Origin of the sequence: Amycolatopsis melonis, assembly GCF_040064235.1 — a bacterium.
Lineage (GTDB): Bacteria > Actinomycetota > Actinomycetes > Mycobacteriales > Pseudonocardiaceae > Amycolatopsis > Amycolatopsis melonis.
In genome coordinates this window covers 21,490-38,987 of the sequence record NZ_JBDZYD010000003.1, presented here as the reverse complement: position 1 = coordinate 38,987, position 17,498 = coordinate 21,490, and the positions used below count along the sequence as shown (strand labels likewise).

Sequence of the window (17,498 nt, the reverse complement as noted above, 5' to 3'; positions counted from 1 at the left end):
TCGGCGTAACACCTTCGGGTGACACCTCGAACGGATGTTCGGGAAATTGTCGGTGGTCCCGGGTTTCATGAACGCGTGACCACAACACCACGCACCGTGCACACGGTGACCACCAAGATCCTGAAGCCGGTCCGGGCGGCGGCCGCCGGCAGTTCCACCGCCATGGACCTGATGGAGTCGCTGCCCGGCTTCCTCGGCAGCGGCGGCGTCTGCGGCGTCGCCGTCGCGATGGGCGACGAGCCGTGGACGTCGGCGTTCTTCGACGACCGGACGCGGTTCGGCATCGCCGGGGACGGCGTGCGCCTGTCCGGCGAGTCCCCGGGCTCCGTCGTGGAGCTGCTCCGGTCGGCGCTTCCACGCCTTGCTCCGCTCCCGCCGGTGCCCGGCGAGGGGATGTACCTCGACGCCGACGAACGCGGGGTGTTCGAGCCCGAACAGGAGTGCCTCCTCCTCTATCTGATGGAGGACCTGCGAAGACCCCGGCTCGGCACGGTCCAGATCGACTTCGCCCGCGACGGCGAGCGGCGGCCGTGGGAGATGCTGGCGTTCGTCGACGACGAGCGCGGCCGTCACCTGGCGGCACTGGGCAGGCGCCGGGGCGGCGGGCGCCGGTTCTGGTGGCTGCCGGGCAGTGTGGAGCGGCTCGCGGACTTCGTCGAAGGGCGGGTGCCGGAGCATGTCTGAGGCGTTCGCCGACCGCTTGCCGACCGATGTCACTCACTCGAACACATGTGCGAGAAATTGTCGGTGCCAGGGTGTTCAATCAAGGGGTGAGCAACTCAGTCGCCGTCTTCGACGTCATCGACGAGGTCATCGCCCCGCTGTCCGCCGAGGTGCCGGAGCGGCCCTCGGTGATGGAGTTCTACGACCCGGAGTTCGAGATCCCGCCGGTGCTGGCGGACACCTCGCCGCTGCCGGGCCGCCGGTCGTCCCCGCCGTCGACCCTGGCGGACGAGGTCGAGCAGTACACCCGGTTCGTCGCCGGCATGGCCGCGATCGGCCTCGCGCCCGGCGGCGAGGTCACGGCCGAGGCCGTCGGCCTGTACCGGGCACTGCGCGGCGGGTTCATCCGCGGCGTGGTGACCGGGGTCTTCCCGGCCCGTGACGAGCCGTGGGAGGTCCGGTTCTTCGGCGACGAGGACTACACCACGGTGCTGCACAAGCTGGGCAACCGCGCACGGCTGCGGTCGGGCTTCCTCAGCGAGCTGCCGGGCTGGGTGTTCGACGGCCTCCCCGACCGCCCGCCGGGCCCGGGAACCCACCTGCGCATCGAGACCGACGAACGCGGCCTCATCCCGAGCGGCTGTGAGTGGGCGGTCGAGCAGATCCGCGAGTGCGCGGCCCGCCCCCGGCTGGGCACGGTGCTGGTGGACCTGGCGGTGCGCGACGCAATCCTGGCGGAGTACCCGCACGGAGCATTCGGCCTCCTGGACAACGACCTGGGCCGCTACCAGTTCAGCGCGGCGGTGGCCCGCACGGGCCGCTGGACGGTGACGTGGGGCCCAGCCTCCCGAAGGACGGCGGAGCAGTGGATCGTCGAGGCGGTGCAGAGCCATGCCTGAGCGCGAAAGCCACGGGCAGGTCCAGGACCAAGAGGCCGAACCGGCACCGATGGCCCTGACGGTGGGCGAAGCAATCCTCGAGGCAGCGGAGTCGAACAGCGGAGTGCCCGCACAGCGGGCAACCGATGGCAGTCAAGCCGAGCCGGTCTGCCGGGCCGACCACGTCAGCCCGGCGTCGGGCCGGAGCGGAACAGCGGGGGAGGTACAAGGCGATGGCTGAGCGGGTAGCGGCGCGGGAGTTGTTGGTGCTGGCGGCGGTGCCGGGCTGCGTGCTGGTTGAGCGGGTGGGCTTGGTGGAGGGTTCGGTGCGGGCGCCGGATCGTGGGCTGGTCGGCCATGTCGGCTCGGCGTCTGGCCGGAGCGGAACGGTGGGGGAGGTGCAGGGCGATGGCTGAGTGGGTAGCGGCGCGGGAGTTGCTGGAGTTGGCGGCGGTGCCGGGCCGTGTGCTGGTCGAGCGGGTTGGCTTGGTGGAGGGTTCGGTGCGGGCGCCGGATCGTGGGCTGGTCGGCCATGTCGGCTCGGCGTCTGGCCGGAGCGGAACGGTGGGGGAGGTGCAGGGCGATGGCTGAGTGGGTAGCGGCGCGGGAGTTGCTGGAGTTGGCGGCGGTGCCGGGCCGTGTGCTGGTCGAGCGGGTTGGCTTGGTGGAGGGTTCGGTGCGGGCGCCGGATCGTGGGCTGGTCGGCCATGTCGGCTCGGCGTCTGGCCGGAGCGGAACGGTGGGGGAGGTGCAGGGCGATGGCTGAGTGGGTAGCGGCGCGGGAGTTGCGGGTGCTGGCGGTGATGCCGGGCCGTGTGCTGGTCGAGCGGGTCGGCTTGGTGGAGGGTTCGGTGCGGGCGCCGGATCGTGGGCCGGTCGGCTATGTCGGCTCGGCATCCGGCCGGAGCGGAACAGCGGGGGAGGTGCAAGGCGATGGCTGAGCGGACGGCAGCCCGGGAGTTGCTGGAGCTGGCGGCGGGCCCGGTGCTGGCGGCGATGCCGGACCGCGAGCCGGTCGACCGGCTGTACAACCCGGACCTCAGCGACCACGACATCCTGGTCCACGGCCCGGTCTCGGACGACCCGGCGGACCTGGTCGCCGAGGTCGAGCGGCATATGGCGTGGGCGGCCTGGATCGAGGGCACGCCGTTCGGCGAGGAAGGCGAGCTCAACGAGATCGGCTTCGAGGTGGTGTCGCTGATGCTGCGCGGCTCGGTCCGGGCGGCACTGTGCGGCGTCTTCGACGAGGGCCCGCGCACGGCGGACATCCGCTGCTACGCGGACGGCGAGCGGGCGTTCATGATGGGCTCCTTGCCCGGCCGCACGGCGATCCACCTCGCCGACTTCGAACAGCTGCCGGAGATGCTGGTGGCCGAGCTGCCGGAGGTCCCGTTCGGCGCCTCGCCCCGGGCGATCTGGCTGTCGGTCGACGACGACGGCCTCGTCCGCGACGGCCAGGAAGACGACGTGGGAGCCATGCGCGAGCTGCTGGCCCGCCCCCGTTCGGGAACGGCGGTCCTGGACATGCTGGCCTTCGGCGGCCTGTGCGCGGAGTTCCCCGACCACGGCTTCGTCCTGGTCGACACGGACCTGGGCCGCTTCGCGCTGGCCTCCCTCGACCGCGGCAACGGGCACCGCCAGCTGGTCCTGAGCCCCTTCAGCCGCGGCATGCTCCGCGACTGGTGCCGGAAGATGATCGACCTGGGACAGGAGGAGACGCCCTGACACCGAAGACCTGACCCGCAAGGCTGCCGCCCCGGCATCAACCGCCAGGGCGTCTGCCCAGGGGGCCGGTCGCTGGTGCGGCGGGTCCGGTGAGGCGCCCCTGCGGCGGTCAGTCGCTGGGGCGACCCACCGGCAGCCCAGCCAGCGGGCGCCGCCCCGCCCGGCAGCACGCCTATCCGCGGCCGCCGCTGCACCGCCGCAGACGCCTGTCCGCAAGCGGCGACACCGCACCGTCGGTCGCCCACGGCCCACCTGCCCTGCGGTCAGCCCCCACAAGACCGACACGCAGCCAGACCCTCCACCCAGCCCCATCCACACCCCGAGCATCACCCGCCAAACTGGCCACCCCCAGGCCAGGCGCTGGCCATAACCCACCCACCGCCACTGTGACCGGACTCACTACGATCCGTCACCATCGGCGGTCGACCGGGCCACCGGCAGACTGGACACTGCAGGGGGTTCGGGCACGGGCTCGCGCTGCGTGACCGACCCTCCACTGGAGACAGAGCCATTGGGCGGATGCGTTATCCGCCATCGTCGCTACCCTGGAAAGGCGAGGACATTCAGTAGTGAGGTGGTCACCATGAGCGCGAACGGTGAGGCTCCCTTCTTCAATGCCTCCGAGCTCACGCAGCGCGACGGCACTCTGTCCGAAGCACCAGGCGAGATGTTCGCGGACCCGGTCTCCGGGCTGGTCACCGCGGCACCCGAGCCACGCACCGCGATTCCCGTCGGCCAGGAGCCGCCGGCGATTCCGGTGGCTGGGCCCGTGCAGCCCGATCCCGAAGTCGTGCGGCGGATGGTCGAGGAAACCCTCCGGGAGGAGGAGGCCAAGACCCCCGAAGCGATTCCGCCCGCCGGTACCACCGGTGAGGCGCCGCCGCTCGGGCTTCTTCCTCGGCAGCGCAACCGGCAGCGCACCTGGCCGCTGCGGCCCGTGCGACAGGAACTGGCGGACGATGTCGACGACCTCGATGTCGTGCCCGTCAAACGGCGGCGGCTGCCGAAGCTTCCGTCAGTCTCGATGCCTGCCTTCAACCGGCCGTCGTCGAGCATGGCCGGGGTCATGCTGGCCGTGGCACTGCTCGTCGTGTTCGGTTTTGTGGCCATCGAGATGGTGTCGAGCCTGGTCAGCAGCGTCACCGGACTGTTCGACTAGCGTCCCTCCGCTGTTCGGCGCCCACCCCGCAGCACGGGGCCGTGCCGCGCGCCAGGGGCCGATCGGGCTACCCTGGCTTGACGGTCGGGCTCTCCCACGAGGGCGTCCCGGCACCGCGGTGACTAGTGGGGTGGGCGTATCAGCGAGGGCGTGCGTTCGGTACCCGGGACCGGCCCGGGTACGTCGTCGGGCGCCGAGGCGTCCACGATCAACCGGGTCCGGCGGGTGCTGGCGATCAAACCGTTCCGGCGGCTCTGGGGCGTCACCTACCTGTGCAGCGTCGCCGACTGGCTGAACATCCTCGCCCTCACCGGCCTGGCCACGAAGCTCACCGACAACTACTTCGCGCAGAACTTCGCCTTCGTCGGCGTCGTCCTGACCGGCCTCGCGCCGGGCCTGCTGTTCGCGCCCGTCGGCGGGCTGCTCGCCGACCGGTTCGACCGCCGGAAGGTGATGGTCGTCGCCGACCTGCTGCGGTGCGGCTTCCTGCTGTCCATCGCGATCGTCAGCGCGCCGTGGTGGCTGCTCGTCGGCAACTTCCTCGTCGGCAGCGCCGCGAGCATGTGGATCCCCTCGAAAGAGGCCGCGGTCCCCAACCTGCTCCGCCGCCCCGACCAGGTCGAGACGGCCAACCAGCTCGGCATGGTGATGACCTACGGCCTCGCCGTCGTCACCGCGGCCGGTGCGAACGCCATCCTCACCGGCGTCAACACGACCTTCCACTTCTTCCCCAACGACGACGCGAGCCTCAGCATCGCCAAGCTGGTCGTCGTCATCACCGGCCTGCTCTACCTGGCCAGCGCCATCCTCATCGCCACCCGGATTCCCGAGCTGTCCCTGCGCAACGTCCACGCGCTGCCGGAGCAGAAGGTCAAGCAGGCCGTCGAGGAGAAGCTCGGCGTCGGCGCGATGATCGCCGACGGCTTCCGGTTCATCCGCAGCACGCCGCTCGTGCGCGGCCTGCTGGTCGGCGCGTTCGGCGCGTTCGCCGCGGGCGGCGCCGTGATCGGCTCGGCCAAGCCGTACTCCTCGAGCCTGCTGGCCGGTGACTCGGCGTTCAGCCTGCTCGTCCTGGCCGTCTTCGTCGGCCTGGCCACCGGCATGGTGTTCGCGCCCAAGCTCGCCCGGCGGCTGCCGCACGACCGGCTGTTCGGCCTCTCGATCGTCGCGGCCGCGGTCTCGCTGCTGGTGGTGGCGCTGTCACCGCACCTGTCGATCTCGCTGGTCGCCGTGTTCTTCGTCGGCATCTGGGCAGGCACGGCGTTCCTCACCGGCGTCACGATCATCGGCTCGCGGGTCGAAGACGCCATCCGCGGCCGGATCAACGCGATCTACCAGCTGATGATGAAGCTGGTGCTGTTCGGCACCACGGTCACCGTGCCGCTGATCGTCGGCGCGGTGCAACGGCACACGATCACCGTCTGGGGCAACCCGCTCACCATCGACGGCACGCGCCCGGTGATGCTCGGCGGCGCCGCGATCGCGCTGGTCGCGGGCCTGTTCGCCTACCGGCAGATGGACGACAAGCGCACCGAGCCGATCCTGTCCGACCTGCGCAACGCGCTGCGTCGCAGCCCGCGGCGGGTCAACGGCTTCCTCATCGCCGTCGAGGGCACCACCGCGATCAACACCGCGATCCAGGCCGTCAACCTGGCCGACTGGCTGCGTGGCGGCACCCGGCCGGTCGTCGTCGCCGCCGATCCCGCGCTCGACGACCAGCGGCTGACCGCGCTGGTCTCCGGTGCCTCGCTGACCGGCGCGCGTGCCCAGGCGCTGGCCGCCGCCGCGGTGCGGGCCGACATCGTGGAGCGGCACGTCCAGCCGGCGCTCGACGCCGGTTCGATCGTGGTGATGGAACGCTTTGTCGACTCGCCGCTCGCGCACCTGTCCGCTGTCGCCGGGCTCGACAGCGACGAGCTGGAAGGCCTCGCCGACTGGGCGACCGGGCGGCTGCGGCCCGACCTGACCGTCCTGCTGGACGCCGCGCCGAACGGGGCACCGCGGGACAGGTCGGCCGCGATGAACGACCAGTGGCGGGTCCAGCACCTGCTCACCGAGATGGCCGAGGCGGACCCGGACCGGTACGTCGTGGTCGACGCCGACGGTACCGACGCCGAGGTCGCCGAGCGCATCCGCACCGCGTTGCGCGCCGTGTTCGTCGGACGGCTGGCCGGCCTGGCGCCGTCGACGGAGAAGCCGGTCACGCTGCCGCTGGACGTCGACCTCGACGAAACCCTGCCCGTGGAAACCGCCGGCGCCCCGGAGGAGCCTCGCGTGGAGGCGAAGTGACGACGACCGAACGCATCGGTGTCTGGAACCAGCTGGTCGGCCAGGACGCCGCGGTCGAAACGCTGAGCGCGGCCGCGTCGGCCGCCGCGAAGATCGTTGCCGGCGAGCCCGCCCCGGCCGGGGCGATGACGCACGCCTGGCTGCTCACCGGGCCGCCAGGGTCGGGTCGCTCGGTGGCCGCGCGGACGTTCGCCGCGGCCCTGCAGTGCAGCACCGGCACCGGCTGCGACGCCTGCCCGGGCTGCCACACGACGATGGCGGGCACCCACGCCGACGTCCGGCTGGTGGTGCCGGAAGGCCTGTCGATCTCGGTCGCCGAGATGCGGGCGCTGGTCCAGGCGGCCGCGCGCCGCCCGACCACCGGCCACTGGCGGATCGTGATCATCGAGGACGCCGACCGGCTCACCGAAGGCGCGTCGAACGCGCTGCTGAAGGCCGTCGAGGAGCCGCCGGACCGCACGGTCTTCCTGCTCTGCGCGCCCTCGGACCACCCCGAGGACGTCTCCGTGACGATCCGCTCGCGCTGCCGTCTGGTGGCGCTGCGGACGCCGCCGCCGGAGGCGATCGCGGACGTGCTCGTGCGCCGCGACCACGTCGACCCGGAACGTGCCCAGTGGGCCGCTTCGGTGTGCGGCGGCCACGTCGGGCGCGCGCGCCGGCTGGCCACCGACGAGGCCGCGCGGCAGCGCCGTGCCACCGTGCTGCGGATTCCGCTCGGCCTGCGCCGGGCGAGTGACGTCTTCACCTGCGCCGACCAGCTGATCAGCGCCGCCGAGGCGGACGCGGGCGAGGCGAGCAAGGCCCGCGACGAGGACGAGCGCAACGAGCTGCGGACCGCGATGGGCGGGGACGGCACCGGCAAGGGCGTCGCGGGCGCCAAGAGGGCCGCCGAAGCCGCGGTCAAGCAGCTGGAGAAGAAGCAGAAGTCCCGCGCGACCCGGACCCAGCGCGACACGCTCGACCTGGCGCTGGTCGACCTCGCCGGGTTCTACCGCGACGTCCTGGTGACGGCGACGCGGTCCGGCGCGACGCTCAACCACCCCGACCATGCCGACCAGATCCGCGAAGCGGCCTCGGCGTGGACGCCGGAATCGACGCTGCGCCGCCTCGAAGCGGTCCTGGAGTGCCGCGAGGCGATCGACCTGAACGTCAAGCCGCGCATCGCCGTCGAAGCGATGGTCACGACACTTCGCCAGGGCTGAACGCGGGAAACCCGCCGGGAGCCGCAAGCTCCCGGCGGGTTCCTTCACCGCCCCCGGGGCGCTTCACTCACGCGGACGGGGTGACGGCTTGAACGGCTTCTCCTCGACGGCGACGGCCAGCGGGCGCCGCCGTCCCGGGATCGCCGCGACCATGACCACGCCGAGCAGCAGCATCGCGGTCCCGGTCCAGAACATCGGCACGGTGTCGTACGCGCCGCTGGTGTAGGCGAGGTTCTTCACCGGCCCCTTCGGCGCCTGGCCGCCCGCGGGCGGCGGCGTCGACGCGGTCCCGCAGATCACGCCGCCGGTCGGCGCGTACGCCCGCGCGATCTGCTCGCCGAGCGACAGCTGGGCCAGCGACGACGGCAGGTTCTTCGCCTGGTCGTCCGGCAGCAGGCTCTTGAGCTTGGTCGTCGGCAGCAGCTGCAGGTCGAACATCCGCGCCGAGGCACCCAGCTGGTAGCCCTTGAACGGCGTGGTCATGTTCGCGGACTTCTGGTCCAGCCCGGCGATGCTCAGCCGCAGCACGCCGAGGTCGAGCACGGTGCCCGCGGTGTTGCCGACCTGCTGGACGCCCTTGGTGAGCGTCGAGACCAGCCCGCCGACCACGGGAATGTCGTCGACCTGCCCGAACTGGTCGCTCAGCCCCTTCAGCGGCAGCCCGATCGGGATGTCCTTCGTCGGGTGCGCGGCGTCGAGCGTGTACAGCGTCTTCCCGCCCGCCGCGATGGTCACCACGGGCGCGGTGTAGTCCACTTTGGACGTCTTGGCGTCACCGGTGGACGTCACCGTGAGCGTCGGCTGGCTGACCACCTTGAGGCTCAGCGCCAGCGGCGTGCCCTTGAGGATCTCGATGTCCGCGGCCTGCAGCGTCGAGGTCGACTGCACGGCCTTGTTCTTCGAGCCGGGAATGTCGACCAGCTTCACCTGCGACCGCGACGACAGCGTGTTCGGCAGGCTCAGCAGCGAGCCGGTGCCGTTCGCCGCGGTCTGCCCGCCGCCCTGCAGCAGGCCGCCGAGGCTCTGCAGGCCCTTGGTCAGGTCGAAGCCGCTGGCCAGCGAATTGGGGTCCAGCTTCGGCTTCAGCGCGTCCAAGCCGAGGTTCGGCATCGACGGGACGACGTTCAGCAGCGACAGGCTGGCGACGGAAGTACTGGCGTCGGCGATGGTGTCGACGCACGGACCGAGCGTCGGGCTCCACCGCGCGTGCGCGCTCCCGTTGAGCAAACCGATGTTGAGCAGCGGATTCGGCGGCGCGTTGAGCCCGCCGCTGATCGGCTGCGGGTTGTCGGGCAAGGCGGTCTGGACGACGCTGCCCGGTGTCTGCGGCGCGTTCCCGCCGATGGACAGCCCGAACGGCGACGCCTGCGCGATCGCCTTCTCGTAGCTCAGGTAGGCATCCGAGTTCGCCGACGCGCTCGACAGGCCCATCCCGGCTTCGAGCGCCGACTGCTTCGGCAGCGTCTGCCCGAACCCGGGAAGGATCGTGTTCGTCGGCACGGCGTTGGGCAGCAGCCGGATGATCCCGAGCGCGGTCCCGGCATCCCCGACGGCCTGCCCCAGCGGCTGCGGCCCGATCGGCGCGGAGATCGGCGCCTGCCCCGGATGCGCCGGCTGCGGAATCGGCGTCGTCGGGTAGGTGGGGTCGCCGTACGCCGGCGCGGCGCTGAACAGCACCAACGCCGCAGCCGCGGGCAGGGCCACCGAACGGGGCAGTCTTCGCCGCATGTGCCAGAGCCTCCAGACAGGTCGACCGGGGAGTGAGACCGACGTCATAGGGCCCTAACGACGGTCCCCCCGGAAAGTGACGCAGACGGCGTCCGCTACACTGGGACCCGTCGTCGACGCGAGTCGGAGACACGCCGCCTTAGCTCAGTCGGCCAGAGCGATTCACTCGTAATGAATAGGTCGGGGGTTCGATTCCCCCAGGCGGCTCCACAAGTCAGGCCCCATCCGAGACACCTCGGATGGGGCCTGACTCGTCTGGTGGGTGACCCAACCGAGGGTGCACCCAGGTTCACCATGAGACCGGGTACAGGTGTCCTGGCACCGTTTTCCCGCGGTGCCCTAGCGTCGTGCCATGAGGATTCCGGCCGGGCTGGGCCGCACGGTTCTGCGGGTTCGGCGCGACATCGGCTTTCTTGCCGCCGGGGTGCTGCCGCACCTGGCGCTGGTGCCCGTGTGGTCCTGGGCGGCCACGACCGTCGACAGGACGGGGAACTGGCTCCTCGCCGTTTCCGTGTCGGCCGTCCTGGTCCTGTCCGCCACCCCGGTGCTGACGGCTGTTCAGCGGGTTCGGTACCGGGTGCTCATCGGGATGGACGTCCCCCGGCTCGCCTCCGCCGTGCCGGAACGAGGGACCGTCCGGTGGCTTGCGGCGACGCGGCCGTGGCGCAAGATCGGCTACCACCTCCTGCTGGGCCCGCCGCTCGCGCTGCTGGAACTGCTGGTGCTCGCGGTCGCAGCGGCGGGCCTGGCGGGCGTCACCGGCTACGCCTGGTCATGGGCGCTGCCCACCGGAATCCGCCAGGAGTGCCTGACCCAGCTGCCGGTCTACACCGCGGCCGGACTCCTTCTCCTGCTTGCTCTGCCCTGGACCGCGCGGGCGGCAGCCCAGGCCGAGACGCGGCTGGCGCTGGGCCTTCTCGGACCCAGCCGGGCGCAGCGGCTTCAGGAGCGGGTCGATCAGCTGGCCGTGAGCCGGACCGGCCTGATCGAGGCCGTCGACGCCGAACGTCGCCGGATCGAGCGTGATCTGCACGACGGCACCCAGCAGCGGTTGGTGTCTCTCGCCGTCAACCTCGGGCTGGCCATGGCCACCCGCCCGGACCTGCCGGACGACGCCCGCGAGGTGATCGCGAAAGCGCATCTGGAGGCGAAGGAGGCGATCGCCGAACTCGACGACCTGGTGCGGGGGCTGCACCCGGCCGTGCTCGAAGACCGGGGCCTGGACGCGGCGTTGTCCGGGCTGGCGGCCCGCACGCCCCTGCCGGTGCGGCTGCGGGTCGACCTGGCGGAGCGGGCGGCGCCCGACGTGGAGTCGGTCGCCTACTTCGTGATCTCCGAGGCGCTGACCAACGCCACGAAGCACGCCGACGCGCTGCGGGCCGAGGTGATCGTCCGCCGGGTCGGTGACGTGCTGCGAGTCCGCGTCACCGACGACGGGCTGGGCGGTGCCGATGCCGGCGGCACGGGACTGACCGGGCTGGCCAAGCGGGTCGGCTCGCTCGACGGGACCTTCCACGTCAGCAGCCCCGCCGGCGGGCCCACCACCATCACCGCGGAGCTGCCGTGCGTGCGGTGATCGCCGAGGATTCGGTGCTGTTGCGGGTCGGCCTGATCCGGGTGCTGGAGATGGGCGGATTCCAGGTCGCCGCGGAAGCCGGCGACGCGGAGGGGCTGCTGGCGGCCGTGGCCGAGCACCGGCCGGACCTCGCCTTGATCGACGTCCGGATGCCGCCCGGCTTCACCGACGAGGGAGTGCGGGCGGCGCTGGAGATCCGCCGTCGCTGGCCCGGGACGCCGGTGGTGCTCCTTTCGCAGTACGTGGAGGAGCGGTACGCGGCCGACCTGCTGTCCGCGAACACCAGCGGCGTGGGCTACCTGCTCAAGCAGCGGGTTGCCGACGTCGCCGACTTCGTGGCGGCGGTCCGGCGCGTGGCGGACGGCGGCACGGCACTGGACCCGCAGGTCGTCGCCCAGCTGCTGCTGCGGCGCGACAGCGACCCGCTCGCGCGGCTGACTCCCCGCGAACGGGAGGTCCTCGGCCTGATGGCCGAGGGACGCTCCAACGCCGGCATCGCGCAGGCGCTGGTGGTCGGCGAGAGCGCCGTGGCGAAGCACATCAACAACATCTTCACCAAGCTCGACCTGCCCGTTGCCGACGCGGACCACCGCCGCGTCCTGGCCGTGCTGCGGTTCCTCGGAGCGTCCGGCGCCTGACGCGCAAGGTGTACCCACCACCACCATCGATTCGGATCGGAGCGCTACTGCTTCGGGCGCGCGTGGACGACAGGCTGAGGTGGTGCCCGAGGGGCGGGCACGAGAGGGGGATCAGGTGACTCAGCCGACCTGCGTTCACGCGGCCGCTTCGACGTTTCGCCGGGCAGCAACGGTCCTCACCGTGCTCGGGCTGGCGATGATTCCCTGGCTGGTCTTCCTGCACGCCGAGCTGCCTGCCACCGCCGTCGCCTCGCACTGGTCCTTGGCGTGGACGGGGCTGGACGGCTTCGAGGCGCTCGGCCTGCTGTCGACTGGACTGCTTCTGAGGCGCGACGACCGCCGGGCCTGCCTGACCGCCGCCGCGACCTCGGCCCTGCTGCTGGTCGACGCCTGGTTCGACACCATGACGGCCGCCCCGGGCCCGGACTGCCGGCTGGCGGTGCTGATGGCGGCTTTCGCCGAGCTGCCGCTGGCGGTGGCCTGCGCGGTGCTCGCGACCCGCACCGTGGCTCGGCGCTGATTCCACCCGTCCGGGTCAATTTCCGGTCGCGAAAAGGCCCCCTGCCTTGTGAGCGGGGGGCCTTTCGACGTCTTCGCGCGGCGCGGGTTACTTCGGCGGGGTCAGCTTGACCACCGTGGCCTTGGCGTCGCCGCGGGGCGTCCGGTACGTGATCTCGTCGCCCGCCTTCGCGCCGACCAGTGCCAGGCCCAGCGGGCTGTCCGAGGTGATCGCGTCCGCGTCCTCGCCGGGGACCGTCACCACCTGGAAGGTCTCCTCGTCTCCGTCGGGGAAGCGGAGTGACACCACCGTACCGTCCGGGAGCTGGGCGTTGCCGTAGCCGCCGTGTTCCATCTTGGCCGCCAGGTCGGCGATCTGGCGGTCCAGCCGGGCTGCCGTCTCCGCCCGGTCGATCACGTCCGCCTGGTCCGCCGCGTCACCGGTGCGTTCCTGCTCGCCCGGCTTCGGCGCCAGGGCGTCCCGCTGCGCGCGCAAGTTCGCGATTTCCTTCTCCAGCTGGCTGCGCGCAGCCGGGCTGAGCCCCTTGTCCCCTGAGATCACCATGCCGGGCATTGTCCGCTGCCTGGACCGGGGTGGCCAATCCGGTTTTTCACCCGAAGGCCGTCCATCGGACGTCTACCCTAGGATTCAGGGCTGCCGTCCCGGAAGAAGGTAACGAGAATCACCGTGAGCGCAGTCCCCGGTCGCAGCGATCAGCTGTCTCCCAACCAGCTGGCCAAGCAGGAACAGATCGTCGAGGCCGCCCGCGCCGTCCTCGCCCGCCACGGGCTCGCCGGCTGCACCGTCCGGGCCATCGCCGACGCCGGACCGCTCACCAAGAGCGCGATCCACTACTACTTCGCCGACCTCGACGTCCTCATCGACCGGGCCATGGCCGCGCACATCACCGCCTTCGCCGCCGGCCTGCGCGAGGTCGCCGCGAAGCACGACGAACCCCGTGAGCGGCTCTTCGCCGTCCTCGAGGAGTACCTGCGGGTCTTCGCCGCGAACCCCAACGCCGCGTTCCTGTGGTTCGAGTACTGGATCGCCGCCGGGCGGGCACAGCACCCGCAGGCCATCGACGTCATGCTCACCTCGCTCACCGAACTGCTCGCCGAGCTGCTCGCCCCGCTCGACGTCGACGACCCGCGGGCGCGGGCCAGGGCGCTGCTGTCGTACCTGCTGGGCACGGTCGTCCAGCAGCGGGTGCGGCCGCGGCCGTTCGCCACGCTGCGTGCCGACATCGAGGCGCTCTGTTTCGCCAACTACGGCTAGAAACCACCCAATAGATCCGTACTGATACGGATTGTGCGGTACGTCCGGCTCCCGCCAAGGTCGAAGCACCCCCGAGAGCAGGAGACGTCATGCGCCCACGAACGTGCCTGGCGGCAGCCGCGGCCGCCCTCTTGATGCTCACCACCGGCGGTCAGGCCGTCGCCGCCCAGCCCGCCGACGGCCCGCAGGTGTACGAGGTGACCGGCGCCGCCACCGCCCAGCAGCGGACGGCGATCGCCCGGTCCGGCGCCGACATCCTCGACGCCGAGGGCGCGACGACCACCGTCATCGCCAACCCCGGCGAAGCGGCCCAGCTGCGCGCGCAGGGCTTCGGCGTCAAGGCGCTCGGCAAGGTCGACCGGCCCCAGGGCACCGCGACGGTCGAGGACTTCCCGGCCGGCTACACCGGCTACCACACCTACGCGGAGACGCAGACCGAACTGCAGAAGACCGTCGCGAACTATCCGTCGCTCGCGAAGCTCGGCAGTGCCGGCACTTCCTACGAAGGCCGCGCGTTGTCGCTGATCAAGATCAGCGACAACGCCGGGACCGACGAGAACGAGCCCGAGGTCCTCTTCACCTGCAACCAGCACGCCCGCGAGCACCTCACCACCGAGATGTGCCTGCACATCGTGCAGCGGCTGACCAGCGAATACGCCACCAACAGCGCGATCAAGCGGCTCGTCGACAGCACCGAGATCTGGGTGATCCCCAGCGTCAACCCCGACGGCTCCGAGTACGACATCTCCGGCGGCACCTTCCACAGCTGGCGCAAGAACCGCCAGGGCAGCGGCACCGACCCCAACCGCAACTGGGGCTACAAGTGGGGCTGCTGCGGCGGTTCGTCGAGCTCGCCCTCCAGCGAGACCTACCGCGGCACGGCGGCGTTCTCCGCGCCCGAGACCCGCGCCGTCTCGAACTGGGTGAACTCGCGCGTGATCGGCGGTGTCCAGCAGATCAGGACGCACATCGACTTCCACACCTACTCCGAGCTGGTGCTCTGGCCGTTCGGCTACACCTACGCCGACACCGCGCCCGGCATGACCGCGGCCGAGGCGCAGAAGTTCCAGACGCTGGGCAGGCAGATGGCCGCGACCAACGGCTACACGCCGGAGCAGTCCAGCGACCTCTACATCACCGACGGCAGCGTCAACGACTGGATGTGGGCGACGCACAAGATCTGGAGCTTCACCTTCGAGATGTACCCGAAGGGCAGCAGCCCCGGCTTCTACCCCCGTGACACGCAGATCGTGCCGCAGACGACCCGAAACGACCAGGCCGTCGACATCCTGATCAACGCCGCGATCACGGGCTGACACCCCCGGCAGCCGTCGCGGCTCGCGAACGGCCCCCTTCCCCGCCGGCCGGGGAAGGGGGCCGCTGCGGTCTAGGGTGCGGGCATGCCTCTGTTCTCCTTCGAAGGGCTCAGCCCGCAGGTCCACCCGGACGCGTGGATCGCGCCCACCGCCACCCTCATCGGCGACGTCGTCGTCGAGAAGGACGCCTCGGTCTGGTTCGGCGCGGTGATCCGGGCCGACTTCGGCCGGATCGTCATCCGCGAGGGCGCCAACATCCAGGACAACTCGGTGATCCACGTCAACGACGGTGTCTGCGAGGTCGGCAAGAACGTCACCGTCGGCCACCAGTGCCTGGTGCACGACTGCACGATCGGGGAGCAGGCGCTGATCGGGAACGGCTCGACGGTGCTCGACAAGGCGAAGATCGGCGCGCGGGCGCTGGTCGCGGCCGGTGCGACGGTCACGCCGGCGACGGAGGTGCCCGAGGAGGTCATCGCGATGGGCAGCCCGGCCAAGAAGTTCGTCCCGCTGACCGACTCGGCGCGGATGTGGGTCGAGCACAACGCGGCGATCTACCAGGAGCTGGCGCGACGGCACCGCGCGGGCACCAAACCGGTTTGACCCTCCAGTAGCTGGAGACTCTAGCTTCGGGGCATGGCTCCGAAGACGAAGAAGCAAACCCACCAGGTCACCCTGGAACTCACCGCGGGCAACGCCCCGGTCGTCGACCTCGGCAAGATGCTGGGCCAGACCGGGGTCAACCTCGTCGAGGTCAAGAAGGCCTACGACGCGGCGACGGCGGCCCAGCGCGGCGACATCGTGCCGGTGGTCGTCTCGGTGTTCGAGGACCGCTCGTTCGCGCTCCGGCTCAAGACGCCCCCGACGTCGTTCCTCATCAAGAAGGCCTTGGGGGACAAGGGTTCCGCGCGCCCGGGGCACGAGGTCGCGGGCAAGCTGACCCAGGAGCAGCTGCGCGAGATCGCCGAGCGGAAGCTGCCGGACCTGAACACCTCCGACGTCGAGGCGGCGATGCGCACGATCGCGGGCACGGCCCGCTCGATGGGCGTCGTGGTCGTGCCCTGAAACGCGCGTACACCGGGGCTTGAGCGTTGTGGACTAGGCTTTGTTCCCGCACCAGCGACTGGCGCCATCGAGGTGGAGCACCACCGGGAAGCGACGACGAGGCCGGCACCGCGCGCCTGGGTGAAGGCCACTCCAGAGCCGGAGTACGCCATGACACACCAGCCGAAACTGAACGCGCTCGCCACCGGCGACCCGGCCATCGCCGGCCTGGTCGAGGACGAGGCGAAGCGCCAGCACGACAAGATCCGCCTGATCGCCTCGGAGAACTACGTCTCGCAGGCCGTGCTCGAAGCGACCGGCAGCGTGCTCACCAACAAGTACTCCGAGGGCTACGCGGGCAAGCGGTACTACGAGGGCCAGCAGTTCATCGACCAGGTCGAGCAGCTGGCCATCGAGCGCGCGAAGGCCGTGTTCGGCGCCGACCACGCGAACGTCCAGCCGTACTCCGGGTCGCCCGCGAACCTGGCCGTCTACCTCGCCTTCGCCCAGCCCGGCGACACCGTGCTGGGCATGGCGCTGCCGGACGGCGGGCACCTCACCCACGGCTGGAGCGTGTCGGCGACCGGCAAGTGGTTCACGCCGGTGCGCTACGGCGTCGCGAAGGAGACCGGCCGCGTCGACCTCGACCAGGTGCGCGACCTGGCCCGCCAGCACCGGCCGAAGCTGATCTTCGCCGGTGGCACGGCGATCCCGCGCACGATCGACTTCCCGGCGTTCGCCGAGATCGCCCGCGAGGTGGACGCGGTGCTCGTCGCCGACATCGCGCACATCGCCGGGCTCGTCGCGGGTGGCGCGCACCCGTCGCCGGTCGGGCACGCGCAGGTGATCACGACGACGACGCACAAGACCCTGCGCGGTCCGCGTGGCGCGATGATCCTTTCGGACGCCGAGCACGCCAAGGCCGTCGACAAGGCGGTGTTCCCCGGCCTGCAGGGCGGGCCGCACAACCACACGACCGCGGCGATCGCCGTTGCCCTGCACGAGGCCCAGCAGCCGTCCTTCGGCGAGTACGCGCACACGATCGTCGCGAACGCCCGCGCGCTGGCCGACGCCCTGCTCGCCCGCGGCTACGACCTGGTGTCCGGCGGCACGGACAACCACCTGCTGCTGATCGACCTGACGAACAAGGCGGTCGCGGGCAAGCCGGCGGCGCAGGCGCTGGACCGCGCGGGCATCGAGCTGAACTACAACACGGTGCCGTTCGACCCGCGCAAGCCGTTCGACCCCTCCGGCATCCGGCTGGGCACGGCCGCGATCACCACCCGCGGCCTGCGTCCCGAACACCAGCCGCAGGTGGCCGAGTGGATCGACCGGACCGTCACCGCGGCCGCGGCGGCCGACGAGTCCTCTTTGGACACGATCGCCGCGGAGATCCGCGAGTTCCTGGCGCCGTTCCCCATCCCCGGCTACTCCGCCTGACCCCTCGTTCGAAGGGCGGCACTTTCCCGTGAAAGTGCCGCCCTTCGGCGTGCCGGGGGTCACAGG

General features: G+C 71.4%; 20 protein-coding genes and 1 tRNA gene. 19 read left to right on the top strand and 2 right to left on the bottom strand.

Translation table 11 applies throughout. From position 1 onward, the window contains the following. The first annotated feature begins 105 nt into the window (after window positions 1-105). From ABJI51_RS08010 to ABJI51_RS07965, 10 genes are all read left to right on the top strand, one after another. A complete protein-coding gene (locus ABJI51_RS08010; protein ID WP_348948793.1) occupies window positions 106-684 on the top strand; it encodes a hypothetical protein in 579 nt (192 codons plus the stop codon). 86 nt (window positions 685-770) lie between these two features. Then, window positions 771-1,562 carry an ESX secretion-associated protein EspG gene (locus ABJI51_RS08005; protein WP_348948791.1) on the top strand — a complete coding sequence of 264 codons (792 nt, stop codon included), beginning with the start codon at window positions 771-773 and terminating at the stop codon, window positions 1,560-1,562. 212 nt (window positions 1,563-1,774) lie between these two features. Beyond that, window positions 1,775-1,957 carry a hypothetical protein gene (locus ABJI51_RS08000; protein WP_348948789.1) on the top strand — a complete coding sequence of 61 codons (183 nt, stop codon included), beginning with the start codon at window positions 1,775-1,777 and terminating at the stop codon, window positions 1,955-1,957. Next, complete coding sequence (locus tag ABJI51_RS07995) at window positions 1,950-2,132, top strand: hypothetical protein (RefSeq protein WP_348948787.1); 183 nt, start codon at window positions 1,950-1,952, stop codon at window positions 2,130-2,132. The genes ABJI51_RS08000 and ABJI51_RS07995 overlap by 8 nt, the downstream gene beginning before the upstream one ends. Continuing rightward, a complete protein-coding gene (locus ABJI51_RS07990; RefSeq protein WP_348948787.1) occupies window positions 2,125-2,307 on the top strand; it encodes a hypothetical protein in 183 nt (60 codons plus the stop codon). Before ABJI51_RS07995 ends, ABJI51_RS07990 begins: the two co-directional genes overlap by 8 nt. Further along, the gene (locus ABJI51_RS07985) at window positions 2,300-2,482 is read left to right on the top strand and encodes a hypothetical protein (protein WP_348948785.1); all 183 of its coding nucleotides are present in this window, start codon (window positions 2,300-2,302) and stop codon (window positions 2,480-2,482) included. The genes ABJI51_RS07990 and ABJI51_RS07985 overlap by 8 nt, the downstream gene beginning before the upstream one ends. Continuing rightward, window positions 2,475-3,266 carry a hypothetical protein gene (locus tag ABJI51_RS07980; protein WP_348948783.1) on the top strand — a complete coding sequence of 264 codons (792 nt, stop codon included), beginning with the start codon at window positions 2,475-2,477 and terminating at the stop codon, window positions 3,264-3,266. The genes ABJI51_RS07985 and ABJI51_RS07980 overlap by 8 nt, the downstream gene beginning before the upstream one ends. 583 nt (window positions 3,267-3,849) lie before the next feature. Next, window positions 3,850-4,425: a hypothetical protein gene (locus tag ABJI51_RS07975; protein ID WP_348948782.1), complete on the top strand. Its 576-nt coding sequence runs from the start codon at window positions 3,850-3,852 to the stop codon at window positions 4,423-4,425. A 150-nt stretch (window positions 4,426-4,575) separates the two neighbouring features. Then, on the top strand, window positions 4,576-6,714 hold the full coding sequence (locus tag ABJI51_RS07970) for a bifunctional MFS transporter/dTMP kinase (protein ID WP_348948781.1): 2,139 nt from the start codon (window positions 4,576-4,578) through the stop codon (window positions 6,712-6,714). Further along, window positions 6,711-7,916 carry a DNA polymerase III subunit delta' gene (locus ABJI51_RS07965; RefSeq protein ID WP_348948779.1) on the top strand — a complete coding sequence of 402 codons (1,206 nt, stop codon included), beginning with the start codon at window positions 6,711-6,713 and terminating at the stop codon, window positions 7,914-7,916. The genes ABJI51_RS07970 and ABJI51_RS07965 overlap by 4 nt, the downstream gene beginning before the upstream one ends. Window positions 7,917-7,979: 63 nt before the next feature. Here ABJI51_RS07965 and ABJI51_RS07960 read toward each other — a convergent pair whose 3' ends face one another. Next, window positions 7,980-9,644 carry a hypothetical protein gene (locus ABJI51_RS07960; protein ID WP_348948777.1) on the bottom strand — a complete coding sequence of 555 codons (1,665 nt, stop codon included), beginning with the start codon at window positions 9,642-9,644 and terminating at the stop codon, window positions 7,980-7,982. 133 nt (window positions 9,645-9,777) lie between these two features. On the opposite strand from ABJI51_RS07960, the gene ABJI51_RS07955 reads away from it, so the two are divergent. From ABJI51_RS07955 to ABJI51_RS07940, 4 genes are all read left to right on the top strand, one after another. After that, window positions 9,778-9,854 (top strand) — tRNA-Thr (locus tag ABJI51_RS07955). A gap of 142 nt (window positions 9,855-9,996) precedes the next feature. Continuing rightward, on the top strand, window positions 9,997-11,220 hold the full coding sequence (locus ABJI51_RS07950; protein WP_348948776.1) for a sensor histidine kinase: 1,224 nt from the start codon (window positions 9,997-9,999) through the stop codon (window positions 11,218-11,220). After that, window positions 11,208-11,858, top strand: a complete 651-nt coding sequence (locus ABJI51_RS07945; protein ID WP_348948775.1) for a response regulator — start codon at window positions 11,208-11,210, stop codon at window positions 11,856-11,858. Before ABJI51_RS07950 ends, ABJI51_RS07945 begins: the two co-directional genes overlap by 13 nt. Window positions 11,859-11,973: 115 nt before the next feature. Continuing rightward, the gene (locus ABJI51_RS07940) at window positions 11,974-12,378 is read left to right on the top strand and encodes a hypothetical protein (protein ID WP_348948774.1); all 405 of its coding nucleotides are present in this window, start codon (window positions 11,974-11,976) and stop codon (window positions 12,376-12,378) included. 87 nt (window positions 12,379-12,465) lie between these two features. Here the strand turns inward: ABJI51_RS07940 and ABJI51_RS07935 are convergent, their stop codons facing one another. Then, window positions 12,466-12,921, bottom strand: a complete 456-nt coding sequence (locus tag ABJI51_RS07935; protein WP_348948772.1) for a GreA/GreB family elongation factor — start codon at window positions 12,919-12,921, stop codon at window positions 12,466-12,468. Window positions 12,922-13,044: 123 nt separating this feature from the next. Between ABJI51_RS07935 and ABJI51_RS07930 the strand changes: the two genes are divergently transcribed. The 5 genes from ABJI51_RS07930 (at window position 13,045) to glyA (ending at window position 17,432) form a co-directional block, all read left to right on the top strand. After that, window positions 13,045-13,632 carry a TetR/AcrR family transcriptional regulator gene (locus ABJI51_RS07930; protein ID WP_348948771.1) on the top strand — a complete coding sequence of 196 codons (588 nt, stop codon included), beginning with the start codon at window positions 13,045-13,047 and terminating at the stop codon, window positions 13,630-13,632. Window positions 13,633-13,739: 107 nt separating this feature from the next. Further along, a complete protein-coding gene (locus tag ABJI51_RS07925) occupies window positions 13,740-14,948 on the top strand; it encodes a M14 family metallopeptidase (protein WP_348949775.1) in 1,209 nt (402 codons plus the stop codon). 84 nt (window positions 14,949-15,032) lie between these two features. Beyond that, on the top strand, window positions 15,033-15,551 hold the full coding sequence (locus ABJI51_RS07920) for a gamma carbonic anhydrase family protein (RefSeq protein ID WP_004559890.1): 519 nt from the start codon (window positions 15,033-15,035) through the stop codon (window positions 15,549-15,551). A gap of 33 nt (window positions 15,552-15,584) precedes the next feature. Next, window positions 15,585-16,013 carry a 50S ribosomal protein L11 gene (rplK, locus tag ABJI51_RS07915; protein WP_348948769.1) on the top strand — a complete coding sequence of 143 codons (429 nt, stop codon included), beginning with the start codon at window positions 15,585-15,587 and terminating at the stop codon, window positions 16,011-16,013. A 150-nt stretch (window positions 16,014-16,163) separates the two neighbouring features. Continuing rightward, window positions 16,164-17,432, top strand: a complete 1,269-nt coding sequence (glyA, locus tag ABJI51_RS07910; protein WP_348948767.1) for a serine hydroxymethyltransferase — start codon at window positions 16,164-16,166, stop codon at window positions 17,430-17,432. Window positions 17,433-17,498 lie beyond the last annotated feature (66 nt).

Coding starts and splice junctions, on each gene's coding strand:
- ABJI51_RS08000 (WP_348948789.1), top strand. CDS start 1,775: ATGGCTGAGCGGGTAGCGGCGCGGGAGTTGTTGGTGCTGGCGGCGGTG.
- ABJI51_RS07995 (WP_348948787.1), top strand. CDS start 1,950: ATGGCTGAGTGGGTAGCGGCGCGGGAGTTGCTGGAGTTGGCGGCGGTG.
- ABJI51_RS07990 (WP_348948787.1), top strand. CDS start 2,125: ATGGCTGAGTGGGTAGCGGCGCGGGAGTTGCTGGAGTTGGCGGCGGTG.
- ABJI51_RS07985 (WP_348948785.1), top strand. CDS start 2,300: ATGGCTGAGTGGGTAGCGGCGCGGGAGTTGCGGGTGCTGGCGGTGATG.
- ABJI51_RS07980 (WP_348948783.1), top strand. CDS start 2,475: ATGGCTGAGCGGACGGCAGCCCGGGAGTTGCTGGAGCTGGCGGCGGGC.
- ABJI51_RS07975 (WP_348948782.1), top strand. CDS start 3,850: ATGAGCGCGAACGGTGAGGCTCCCTTCTTCAATGCCTCCGAGCTCACG.
- ABJI51_RS07960 (WP_348948777.1), bottom strand. CDS start 9,644: ATGCGGCGAAGACTGCCCCGTTCGGTGGCCCTGCCCGCGGCTGCGGCG.
- ABJI51_RS07950 (WP_348948776.1), top strand. CDS start 9,997: ATGAGGATTCCGGCCGGGCTGGGCCGCACGGTTCTGCGGGTTCGGCGC.
- ABJI51_RS07935 (WP_348948772.1), bottom strand. CDS start 12,921: ATGGTGATCTCAGGGGACAAGGGGCTCAGCCCGGCTGCGCGCAGCCAG.
- ABJI51_RS07920 (WP_004559890.1), top strand. CDS start 15,033: ATGCCTCTGTTCTCCTTCGAAGGGCTCAGCCCGCAGGTCCACCCGGAC.
- rplK (WP_348948769.1), top strand. CDS start 15,585: ATGGCTCCGAAGACGAAGAAGCAAACCCACCAGGTCACCCTGGAACTC.
- glyA (WP_348948767.1), top strand. CDS start 16,164: ATGACACACCAGCCGAAACTGAACGCGCTCGCCACCGGCGACCCGGCC.